Source organism: Providencia rettgeri (genome assembly GCF_041075285.1).
GTDB lineage: Bacteria > Pseudomonadota > Gammaproteobacteria > Enterobacterales > Enterobacteriaceae > Providencia > Providencia rettgeri_G.
Genome location: NZ_CP163512.1, coordinates 1,743,454 through 1,755,211, shown reverse-complemented (window position 1 = coordinate 1,755,211; position 11,758 = coordinate 1,743,454). Strand labels below are relative to the sequence as shown.

8 protein-coding genes are annotated in these 11,758 nt (G+C 43.6%); all 8 read right to left on the bottom strand.

What is annotated here, in order from left to right; all coding sequences use genetic code 11:
- Positions 1–3: 3 nt before the first annotated feature.
- The 8 genes from tssG to AB6N04_RS07880 all read right to left on the bottom strand — a co-directional run bounded on the left by tssG (position 4) and on the right by AB6N04_RS07880 (position 11,561).
- A complete protein-coding gene (gene tssG / locus AB6N04_RS07915; RefSeq protein WP_369311342.1) occupies positions 4–1,086 on the bottom strand; it encodes a type VI secretion system baseplate subunit TssG in 1,083 nt (360 codons plus the stop codon).
- On the bottom strand, positions 1,050–2,813 hold the full coding sequence (gene tssF / locus AB6N04_RS07910) for a type VI secretion system baseplate subunit TssF (RefSeq protein WP_369311341.1): 1,764 nt from the start codon (positions 2,811–2,813) through the stop codon (positions 1,050–1,052). Before tssF ends, tssG begins: the two co-directional genes overlap by 37 nt.
- Positions 2,814–2,831: 18 nt before the next feature.
- Positions 2,832–4,451, bottom strand: coding sequence for a type VI secretion system protein TssA (gene tssA / locus AB6N04_RS07905; protein ID WP_369311340.1), 1,620 nt, complete (start codon positions 4,449–4,451; stop codon positions 2,832–2,834).
- Between the two features lie 13 nt (positions 4,452–4,464).
- Positions 4,465–7,587 (bottom strand): ImcF-related family protein, encoded by a 3,123-nt coding sequence (locus tag AB6N04_RS07900; RefSeq protein ID WP_369311339.1) that lies wholly within the window; start codon positions 7,585–7,587, stop codon positions 4,465–4,467.
- Between the two features lie 244 nt (positions 7,588–7,831).
- On the bottom strand, positions 7,832–8,971 hold the full coding sequence (locus AB6N04_RS07895; RefSeq protein WP_369311338.1) for a hypothetical protein: 1,140 nt from the start codon (positions 8,969–8,971) through the stop codon (positions 7,832–7,834).
- Positions 8,972–8,974: 3 nt separating this feature from the next.
- On the bottom strand, positions 8,975–9,232 hold the full coding sequence (locus AB6N04_RS07890; RefSeq protein ID WP_369311337.1) for a PAAR domain-containing protein: 258 nt from the start codon (positions 9,230–9,232) through the stop codon (positions 8,975–8,977).
- Positions 9,233–9,270: 38 nt separating this feature from the next.
- Entirely contained in the window at positions 9,271–10,248 is a 978-nt protein-coding gene (locus AB6N04_RS07885; RefSeq protein WP_369311336.1) for a DUF6708 domain-containing protein, read from the bottom strand.
- Between the two features lie 335 nt (positions 10,249–10,583).
- Positions 10,584–11,561 (bottom strand): DUF6708 domain-containing protein, encoded by a 978-nt coding sequence (locus AB6N04_RS07880; protein WP_369311335.1) that lies wholly within the window; start codon positions 11,559–11,561, stop codon positions 10,584–10,586.
- Positions 11,562–11,758 lie beyond the last annotated feature (197 nt).

Below are 11,758 nucleotides of genomic sequence, written 5' to 3'. Positions count from 1 at the left end.
CTCTTATTGTTGAAATCGATAATTGGCGTATTCATGATGCTGTTGGTTTGAACTGCACGGTTGTAGGCGCTGATAAATGCCTAAACCGATGGTAATATCGGGTGCGGTACTTTGGTTTGATGCGTGTTTTTTCATGACGGCGGTACGCCCCAATTGGGCACCATGCTGTGGCTCGGTATTTAATTTCGCATCAGGCAATAAGTGCCGGGGCAACGTCAAACTCAACCGTGCATTTACACGTGCGCCAAGGTAGACATGCAGTAATGCCATCAGATCTTGGTGCAAATTGCCATCTGGTAACCAATTTCGCGCTTCGTCAAGATCTTGGGTATATAGGTGGATCAGTATTTGGCTATTAACATCAAAAGCATATTGACCTAACACGGGTTTATTACGTAATGAAATCGGTTGCCGGCAACAAAGCGAGGTGCTTGAGGCTAACTCAATCCTACGAGGGTCGTGAGGCTTGATTTGCACTTGTGTATGCGGCGCGAGCAATTGAACCAACGAAATCACACCTTCAGCAGTACGATTGGGTAAACGCATCGTACCTAATAAGGCTAAAAAGCGAGATAATGGCGTTTGCACGTGTTCGGCGCAACCGGGGATCCCCAGCCCAATCAACCCGTATAGATATTGTGAAGTTTCATCTTTTCCGCCAGCTTCATAGGTTGCAGGGTAGGAGTATTTGCGCCAAATACGATAAAACTGTGTGGTAAGGCGATGGTTAAAAATATCTAAAAAATCAGTGAGTGCTTGGGTACCATCACGATGTTGGGCGATATCATCCAAATAGGCAGTTGGCAATGGTGAGGTCACGCCATACAAGCCTAAAAATGTGGTGCGAATACTGGGGGTGTTGCTATTTCGATAGCTATCGTCCTTGTCAACCCCCTTAATTTCCGTAACGGGGAAACCCATACCACGGTGCGGGCGAAAGCGCACAGGGTCAGTTTTCGGATCTTGCGTACTGCCTAACGAAGAAGGTGCAACTAATTGGCAAAAACGGTAAAAATTGATGGCGGGTAGCTTTTCGCCTAATGCCTCGATTACCGCAGTTGCTGAGGCGCTTGGTTTTCTGTCCATTGTAAGCGTTGTCCTGTCGGTAAAATGTGGAGAGTCAGTTGGTTAAATAAATGTACATCAGTATACAATTCAAAAAACCGATTGAGTAATTCACCAAATAAGTGAATATCACCTTCACCATTGAACCCGTTGCTATCAAGGGTAATATTGATGGCGATTCCACGTTGTAAAAAACCTTTTTCGAAGCGCTCAATAAGCTGATGTTCAACCTGAACAATAGCGTCTAATTGGCGCTTATTCATATCATCATCACTCCAATCATATAGGGCAAGGGTGCCGCGTAGCACTTCTGCGTTATCCATCATATTTAAGAAGCTTGCCCCAAGATGGCTGAGTACGCGCCAGTGGAAACGGTCTTCAACAGGCGGATAGCAAGGTAATGTAGGTTTGCAGAGGTTACGCACCCGAAGGGGTACTTGCATAGTTTCTTCGGTTCTATCTAACAATGTACTTTGTAATGATTTGCGCGGTAACTGGCCATTAGTGCCAGTTATTTGTAGGGAAAGGGTTTGGTTTTCATGCAGCTTTTCTACATCGTTATCTTCCCCTCCTAAAATTAGCCATGTGTTGTGCAGTCCTGTGACGCCGCGTTTCACACGGGTGTGAAAATAATGCGTAGGAGCGCTGTGGCGTAGCATGCCACCACGGTGACGGAAACTAGTAAAAGGCACATAATGAACGACTTTATTACTGAGAATACCCTGTACAGTATCAACAGAATAGATTTCGGTATAACCGTCCTGTAATCGTTTAGGCTGTAAAAGGTATTCGTTTTCTAACCCATTGACCGTTAAAGGATCTGCTTCAATATTAAACAGATTAATCACTGGGACGCAGTGCATTTTGATATTGTCAGTGGTTAAAGTTAAATCATTGTCCCATTTCGAATCCAGCACAATATCCAACTCGAACTCAGTGGTGCCTGCCGGAAATTTCACCTCGCCAAGGCCATGTAAATCCACAAATAAAAATTTTTGGCGAAAGGTAAAATATTCCAACAACAGCTGATAACCGCTAAAGGTGGTTCCGCCTTTTGGCCATAAGTGGTCGTCTTGTGCAAACCCCCCTGGCGAAAACCATAATGGCAAGGAGATGCGGTTAGTTGTTTGAGGAAGTTTTAAGTAAGTAGCACTAATTTGCTTGGTAAATGCAAGATGCAGGGCATAAGCAGTAGGAATATCACCAGCAAGGTAAAATGAGAGTGCACTTAGATCTATTTGACGCCAATCAACCAATTCGCTGCACTTAAATTTCAGATGGATCACTGAAAGACCGTTTGGCTCAGTACCTAAACTAACATTGGTTAGGTTGATCGGGGTTAATTTTAGTTCTCTTGTTGTGCGATAGCGGCATACAGTTCTTTGTGGACCAATAGGGCGTGAAAGTACTTCAAAATGTGCAGGGACGTGACTGTTTATTTTGATGTTATCAATACTTGGAGCAAGTTCAACAATGGAGAGTGAAGGAACTGTTTTAAGATAATGGGGCCATAATAAGCTTACTAGCCCTTCGGTAAGCTCTGGCAGGTCATCATCAATTTTTTGGCGCAGTTGCCCCATAGAGAAGGCAAAGCCTTCAAACAACCTTTCAACAAACGGGTCAGGGGTGCCCACTTTGTCTAAATCGAGCATTGCCGCTCTGTCTGGGTGTGCTTGCGCAAACTCTTTGGCGGCTTCACGTAGGTAGCGCATTTCTGCATCGTAATAACGCAGGGTCAAATCATCCATTTTTCAATCTCTTATTTATTAGGGATACAAAACCAGCGCGCGAACTGGATCAAGGCGAGTCAGTTCGGCTAATAATTGACTCATTTGCTGGTTCAAGGCCAGTTTATCAGCGTTATTTCGTTGGGTTTTGCTGCGTAATAGCTGCAATTGGCGAGCTTTGATCTCAAAAATATATTGCGGTTCCCAGTTGGCTAATGGCATATGCTCAGCTTGTTGGTCAAGCTCCTGCAATACATTAAGTGCAAGGTCATGGCGGGAAAATTGCTCTGCCACTCGGGCCATCACTAATTGTAATAACCATTTTTGCCGAGGTGTGCGAATATCTGAGCGGTTCATCAGCCACCCTATGGCTTTTTCAATGCCTTGGTTATCGGCTTGGGTCAAGGCTTCTTGTTCAAGGGCTAAAATAGACTCTTGGTCAGCTTGTGGCGTATGTTCAGCGGGCATGGTATGCAATGAGTGAATGTTTTCTTCAAACACCTGCTGTTTAATCCAATTGAGGGTGACGTCATCTGCAAACGGGGTACCATCCTCCCACGCAAGGGTTTCTAACCCAGGTAAACGTGTTAAAAAGAGTTTGAGGTCTGCAACAATCACATCTGCCCAGCTATCCCAAGGAGCGGGGGATTTGCTCAAAGCTTGGTAAAGGTACCATTGCAAATCTAACCAAAAATGGTTAACTCCTTCGCTAAATAAGCGGTCAGCTTGCTCTGCTAATTCAATCCAGTTTTGTTGTAGGTACAGGCGTTTTAATTGGGCTCTGGCATCGGAACGCGGTGGAGCTAAACGGGTACATCCTTGCTGATTTTGTGGTGGGGCCTGATGTAACGTATCCCAGCGAACCGCTTTCATCAGCCGATGCCCGGATAGCCAGCCATTCGGTTGACCCCGTAGGTAAGCTGCCAATACTTTTGACTGGTCGAGCAATTCACGCCCTGATTGCACAGGGGCTAAAGCACTACTCGATGCGTTGACTGTCGTAGTATGGGGACTGCGTGAGGCATCTGAGCTACGAATATTTTGTGGTACCACACTGTTCGCCCCCCCTGATTGAGCGAGTCGTTTTTCCAATGCTTTTAATAATGAAGCCAATTGTGGTCGATTAGCTTCATCCCATGTGGAAAACGCGTTAACTAATGCACTTAACAAGGCGATAATACGCGTGAATTCTTGTTGGTCGACTTCAGGGTAAAGGGATAAGCTATCCAGAACGCGTTGCCCTGCTAGCCATTCAATTGCCGATTTACGGCTATTAGGCCGTGCAGGAAGCAAGGTATCTTGATAGCGCGAAACTAGCCCAGCCATCAGGCCTAATGCATCTGCAAAACCGGATTCACCTTCTTTGTGCAAGCGAGCCCAAACATAGTAAGTCACGACGCGTAGGTCTTTACAGACGGTAGTCAACAGCTTCTCAGCTAGGGTACAAATCAGTTCTGTATCTGCGCCAGAAAGTTTATTCACCTCCTCACGCATAATTTCAAAGTCGTCATTGTAGCCGGGATCTTCCCCAACCGGGGCATCAGGGCTGATTGGTAACAACCAGCGTTCCCAAAGTGCGATTTGTTGTTGCTCAAGCTGTTTAGCTTTTTCAAGATCATCAGCAAAGCAGGTCGCACGTAACGAAGTGAGTAGTGGCATGGTATATTCCTAACTAATCCAAAAAGATTTTTTCCGGTAACACAAAATCGCGCAGTTTTAACAGCGCGAGGGGGCCTTCCCCCATCTCGGTACGCAACATAAAGGGCAGGGTATTGCCGTTTTTGGTTTGCCACGACAGGGTGTAACTGCTGGTAGTGCCAGCGTAAGGGGTGACTTGGGCACTTTCCAATAGGCGGATCACGCCCCACACCCCACGGTGATCTGCCAGTAAACGCGTGCCGGACGTATTGCTCATCCAGCGCAGGGATGCACCCGATGCGATGGTGTCCCCCGGCCAGACAAACCGCTGCCATTCAGGGAACTGGTTGTCATAGGTCAGGGTTTGTTTATCAATCACCAGAACTGTTTGCATCACATCGCGGCTGGTGGATGGGCGAATTTCAAAGTACAGGCGCGCTTCCCCATTGGCGAAGGCCACATCCCCCAAATAACTCAAGGTGTCTAACGCCTTGAGGAACGCAGGGTTAAAACGCAGCCCTTGTGCGGTGGTGCTGTTGGTCACCCAGTGGTTACCTTCTTTGCGTAATACTCCTTGAAGGCGCGTTTCTAAAAAGCGTTGAATGCGACCGTCATCTGGGCGTAAATATTGCGCCATCAACGGCAGTGACACCTCGCTCTGGGTGTTTTTTAGGGGGTAACGACCACCAAATGCGGTGTTCCATTCGTTGACGATGGCATTTTGCCATTCGGCGTTGATCCCCTCAGCTGTGGGGGCCAGCAACTGCTCCCACGCTTGGGTCATCGGTTGGACTAACAGGGTTTCACCAAAGCCGCTCCACTCTTGCCCAAGGCTGGCGGCGATCAGGCTGCCGTAATCCCGGGTTTCAGATAAATCGACGGTTTTACCGGCGAAAATACTCTGGGCAAGGGCTTGGGACATGGCCTGCGGATCTGGGGCGTTGGCGATTTGTTGCAGCTTTAATCGCACACGAGTCACGCGGGTGAGGTAGGCTTGCAAACTGAGGTTATCGCTATTATTACTGGCTTGCGGATCGGTCAAGTTTAATACGGGTCCAAAGGTGGCTTCTAAGGGGCCGCTAAACTCGGTTTTTTGGCTAATGACCGGCGTTTTATCTTTATTGAGCAATTCCTTGGTGGAGTTGATAAACGAATCGGTGAGTTTCTCTTGCTGACGTCCCGTTTTGCCTTGGTAAGCGAGGGTATTCATCAAGGCGATCATCGGCGATTGGCGCACGTCCCCCATTAGGGTTAACTGGTCGATGGCATCGGACAAGTTTTCGGTGTGACGCCATTGCAAACTGTTCATAAAGTTTAGCCAACTGCCTGCAAAATCGGCGAAATAGCGCTCGGTGAGGCGCAGTTTGAGTTGCTCAGGGGACATATCACGGTCGACGGGCTGTTGGTTATCGCTCAACACCCAGTCAATCTCCTCGCGGCGCGTGTCCGCGGCGCGGTTAATGGCGGGCTCAATGGTGGTTTCCCACGCACGGCGGGTAAACACTCCGGGGATAAATTCATCCGTGGTGAACAAGAAATGGGCATCGGTGTCTCCGGTCATGTCATCGAGTGTCATGTCCGCATAACTATTTTTGGCTTGCAGAAGGATTTTTTGATACAGAGCGGACTCGCCATTGCGCTGACCAATTTGGCGTACCAATAAATTACGGCTGCTGCTAACCAGCGAGCGATTTGTGTTGATGGCCCACTCGGCGTGTTGCGGCAATTGGGTGGCATAAAACGACAACCCTTCACGGCCTAATGTCTGCCACTCACCGCTATTGACCCCCTCAATGGCGGTAAGGTTGTCTAACACGGTTCGAGTGAAAAATTTGGGCTCCATACGCTCGGGGGTGCTCATCATTAAATAGGCTTTTAACAGAGCGTAGGTGGCGGGGGTGGCTTCGGCACGGGCCGGGCTATCAGGGGGAAGCTCGGCATACTGTTGCAATTTGGCTTCCAATTGCTGGCGCATGTTGTCGCGCAACAGGGGCAACATAGTCTGGGTGTAAGTGGGCCATAACTGGGCGAGTAGGGCATCATGTTGGTTTAAGCCAAAGCGCTGCCAAACGGGGATAAAGGTGGCGGCGTGGTGGTCGATTTTCCCTAACATTTGTTGGAAAGCGAACTGGGCATTAAGGCGTTCGGTCCCATTGCGTTGGCTATCAACGGCGGCAAACGCCAGTTGCTGGCTGTCATTAATCAATTGGCGATTGGCAAAATAGGATACCACCAACCCCACTCCCCACAAGGTCATGGCGGTGGCAACGGCATATTGCATCACGCGTTGCGGGTTGATGCCAAGGGGTGACGGTTGCAGCGCTGGCGCAATGTCGGCTTGGGCGGTAAGCAGGCTTTTCCAGCGGTTATCTTCTAACCATGTGTGGGGTAATAGGGTATTACTGGTTTGGGTTACTGGGGTGCTAAACGCCAGCCCTGCAAAGGGCAATCCGCGGATGCCAGAGGTTAGAGGGGCTAATCTTACGGCTAACGCTTCGCTGCCGTTATCACGTAAAAACTGCGCTAAAATTAGCCAATAAGTGTACGAACGATTGAGAAACAGGGCTTGGCTGCCGTGCCGAGAGAGTGCAGGAACCAGCTCACGTAGCGCAGGGGTGAGTTGCTCAGGTTGGGCGTGAGGTTCGGTTAAACACAACACCGCAGGAGCATCCGCAGCGCAAAGCTCGGGATTATCACTGACATTCCACACCCAAACAGGGGCTTGCCATTTTAGCGCTTTAAACAGCCCATAGATAAAGCGGCTGGCCATATCGGCGGTGGGGGCATTGAGGTGATTAAAGGTGAGCGTACTGTGCATCAATTGGTTAGTGACGGTGCTTTCGGTCACCCAAATCAGCGCATCTACAGGCCGACGACGGCGTAATTGTTTGAGCATCAAGGCGTTGTCTTCACTCACTGCGGCGGTGACATCACCACCATAAATCAACACGGTGCCATTGTTTTCCTGCCAGATTTCTTGAGATAACCGTGGTGCCAGTTTGTCAATGGCAGTGGGGGAGCCGATAAGCAGTTGGATAGAGACTTTTTTACGCCAAAAAAGGCCATGTTGGTTGTGGAGGTATTCTTTTATTATCAATGACGGAAGTTCTGTTTGGTATCTTTTAGATAGATCTTTTTCAAATTGCTCTTCATTCAAATTATCAGTAGCTTTTCTAATTTTAATACTGATAATTTTATTTCTAAATTTTGTTATTAATTTAATTAATCCAATAAATATTATAGATAATGAAATAATATATAAAGAAATGTTGTTTTTTTGACTTGGTTCTATAGCATAAGCGCCATTCCAAAACCAAGTGAACAATAAAGACACAAGTGTAAGGGCGATAGTGACATAAAATAACATTCTAATGTTCTCTGTGTTTGAAATGAAGAATGAATTAACGATGATTATTAGAAATAATTCTAGCGTTATGCATGCTTTCTGTATTTATAATTAACTGTGGTAAATTATTTTTTTTGGTTTGCTCTAATGCTAAGCTTATTAATAATAAATCTGACAATTCATTAGTATCTCCAAATATTTTGTTAACATTAACTAAGTTAGGTGGTGGGGATATTCCTAGTGTGGTTAATTTATCTAATATTTGAGTAATCTCAAACTCATCTATATTACAGTACCAAATATTCTCTATTGCATAAGGTATATTTCCACCGAAAGATAAAACGTTTTCGATACAGAGATCTAGATTGTTTTCGGGGGATTGATGTATTTTGGGTTCATGCTCTTTTGAGTTAGATAAAAGCTCAATTAATATAATGGCTTCTGAAAAGTAACTTGTTTCAGTATTAATCTGTATGCCTAATAAAAAAATAGAAGGGGTAGCTTGAAGGTTAGCTTGTTTATTTATAAATGCATTTAATTTATTGGGAGGTAAAAATTGAATTTGATCTGATATATTTTTACTTAAAATTTTATTTACCTTTTCAATTATAATTTCTTTATATGATTCATTGATGTTATCTATAATTACTAGTCTTTTTTGCTTTTCTGACGCTATCCTTGATATTGATGCGCTATTGCGTATTAAAAAATGGTCAAAAATACCAGAGAATCTTTCCATATTATTCTGTGTGGTTAATATGGGGATGTTTGAAATTTTTGTTATAGATTTGTCTGCTTTTTCTATTTGTTTTAAAAGAGAGTTATTGGTTAACGCAAAGAGACTATTTCCGTAATCACCCAGAGCTGTCATTGTGAAAATCAAATTTCCAGTGATTTTTCTTTTTTTTAAATCTATTTTCTCTTTTATGAGTTGCTCGCGTTCTAAATTCCATTGGTTGATATAACTGAGTTTTTGGATGTATAGTAAATAACAGAATAAAAAAATGCTAAGAGAGATGATGAAAGAAAAAAAAGTAATAGCAATTAACCTATGGCTATTTTTTAAAATAGGTAAATAAAATAAAATCACAAATGAAATTAATCCAACAGATAAAGAAAATACTATATTGTGAAATAAATTGAATTTGTTTGGGATTCGTTTAGCAGAGGGTAAGGTTGCATCTGGCCGCATCATTTTTTATCCAGCTGAAATATTCGGTAGAGAAGTAATCAAGAAACACCCACATGAGAGCCGATGTCCATGAAAAGCAATAGCCTGTCCTTGGTCATTAACTTTGGTACTTCCTTCGGCGATTTGATTAGTACCATGTTTGGGACATGATGCGGTATCGCCGACTCGTGCGACACCTTTCCCATGTATATGTATTCTGCTTGAGGCGGATAAAACGCGACCATTGGATGATGTTTTGTCACCTAATCGAATAATTCCTTTCATAAATATTTTCTCTTGGTTATGTGTGTATGCTGAGGGGGCTATCGATTCCATCGATTTTTTGCGACTGCAGCGCTTTTCGCGTAACGCCAAAAAAGTAAATACCGCCAATGCCATGTTATATCGACACTGTGGCAATCTAATTGATATGGGTCATTGTCCTCAATCTGGCAGTCAGCTTCCACCTCGGGTGTCCATTGGGGAATTTTACTGGTTTGAAAAGAGAACCAGCGGGCAGGGGCTTGCAGTATATGCAGCGGAAAAAGCAGAATCGACCCAATGCGACCCACGCGCATATTGAGCATGCGAAAACCAAGCCCTAACGGCTCTTTTTGCTCGTTGATGGGTAAAAACCAGTGGGAAATCTCAGCGACCTCTTTCACCCCTTTCTTATCTTCCATATACCGGCGAACAAACTCCCAAAAGCGCAAGACTTCATCTTTATAGAGTGAGCACATGCTGACGGTAAATGTATCAATCACTCGCAACCGTTCATCATCAAGGATATGGCCACACAGGTACCATGTTTTCGGGCTGAGCCCATCGGGTCTTTCTTGTCGTAGCGTAAAATAGATATCTTGCCAAGGGATAGTTTGCACCATGCCATTAGTGCGAAAAAGGTGAATAAGCTGTTTTTTTCGATTAAAGCGAATAGGGTAGTGGGTATAAATAAAGCATTCAATTTTTAAAAAATAAAGCATAAATAACAAACCCAGAGAGAAAATCGTGACTGGAAACCAATTAAATTCAAAAGGAGAAAAAAGTGTATCGACTAAAAAATAAAGTATTAAAGTAGAAAATAGTAAAATAGTAAAAGTCAAAAAAACCCTATCTTTATAGTGAACATCAGTCACTTCTAAAAAAGTGGAGTTTAATTTGATGACTGATAAATCACTCACTAAGTCTCGTTGTGAAATACGATCAATTCGTTGACTTTGTGGTAAATGGTTCCCCAAGTCATCGTTGTCTAAAAAACGATTAATCGGAAAGCGAACTAATATTTCTTTAATTTTTTTCATGATAGGTTTAATGTCCTAATTTATTTTCCCCACAATTTGGCAAATGCTTCGTCTTCATCTTTGGCTAATGCAAATAACCCTTCATTATTTTTGCCAAAGTACATGCATTTATTTATCCATATCATTAAATCATTTGGCTTATAGTTTTCTATATAAAATGTAATGCCAAGATAAAGGATTGATATGAAAAAACCTACAATGGGAATTCGACGCAAAAATAATAGGCAAAGTATTAATGCTATACCTAGCGAGCCAGAAACGAAATTTAAATTAGATGTAGCCGCTGAGCACCTCGCGTTTTTATATAGGCATACCAAATATTAAAGAGAGATGCGTTATTTTTTCCAACGTTTACTTGCTACCGCAGTGCTTTCTGCATAACGCCAAAAAAGTAAATACCGCCAATGCCATTTCATATCGACACTGTGGCAATCTAATTGATATGGGTCATTGTCCTCAATCTGGCAGTCAGCTTCCACCTCGGGTGTCCATTGGGGAATTTTACTGGTTTGAAAAGAGAACCAGCGGGCAGGAGCTTGCAGTATATGCAGCGGAAAAAGCAGAATCGACCCAATGCGACCTACGCGCATATTGAGCATGCGAAAACCAAGCCCTAACGGCTCTTTTTGCTCGTTGATGGGTAAAAACCAGTGGGAAATCTCAGCGACCTCTTTCACCCCTTTCTTATCTTCCATATACCGGCGAACAAACTCCCAAAAGCGCAACACTTCATCTTTATAGAGTGAGCACATGCTGACGGTGAATGTATCAATTACTCGCAGCCCTTCATCATCAAGGATATGGCCACACAGGTACCACGTTTTCATGCTGAGGCCATCGGGTCTTTCTTGCCGTAGCGTAAAATAGATATTTTCCCATGGAATAGTTTGTACCTTGCCATTGGTACGGAAAAGGTGAACAAGTTGCTTTTTGCGATTAAAGCGAATAGGGTAGTGGGTATAAATAAAGCATTCAACTTTCAGAAAATAAAGTGTAAATAACAGGGTAAGAGTCACTATAGTAACAGCGAACAAATTTATATGTGATGAAAAAAAAATAATATCGACTATAAAATATAATAATAATGCAGAAAATAATAGAACTGCAAAAGAAAGGAATCCTCTATCTTTATAGTGAGCATCCGTGACTTCTAAAAAGGTTGAGTTTAACTTAATGAGTGATAAATCACTCATTAAGTCTCGTTGTGTAATATTGTCAAGTCGCTGGCCTTGGCGTACATGGTTCCACAAATCATCACTATCTAAAAAGCGATCAATGGTAAATTGTATTAACTTCTCTTGGATTTTTGTCATAACTATTTCAATACGTTAATTTATTTTTCCCACAATTTGGCAAATGCTTCGTCTTCATCTTTGGCTAATGCAAATAACCCTTCATTATTTTTGCCAAAGTACATGCATTTATTTATCCATAACATTAAATCATTTGGCTTATAGTTTTCTATATAAAATGTAACACCAAGGTAAAGGATTGATATGAAAAAACCTAC

Coding starts and splice junctions, on each gene's coding strand:
- tssG (WP_369311342.1), bottom strand. CDS start 1,086: ATGGACAGAAAACCAAGCGCCTCAGCAACTGCGGTAATCGAGGCATTA.
- tssF (WP_369311341.1), bottom strand. CDS start 2,813: ATGGATGATTTGACCCTGCGTTATTACGATGCAGAAATGCGCTACCTA.
- tssA (WP_369311340.1), bottom strand. CDS start 4,451: ATGCCACTACTCACTTCGTTACGTGCGACCTGCTTTGCTGATGATCTT.
- AB6N04_RS07895 (WP_369311338.1), bottom strand. CDS start 8,971: ATGATGCGGCCAGATGCAACCTTACCCTCTGCTAAACGAATCCCAAAC.
- AB6N04_RS07890 (WP_369311337.1), bottom strand. CDS start 9,232: ATGAAAGGAATTATTCGATTAGGTGACAAAACATCATCCAATGGTCGC.
- AB6N04_RS07885 (WP_369311336.1), bottom strand. CDS start 10,248: ATGAAAAAAATTAAAGAAATATTAGTTCGCTTTCCGATTAATCGTTTT.
- AB6N04_RS07880 (WP_369311335.1), bottom strand. CDS start 11,561: ATGACAAAAATCCAAGAGAAGTTAATACAATTTACCATTGATCGCTTT.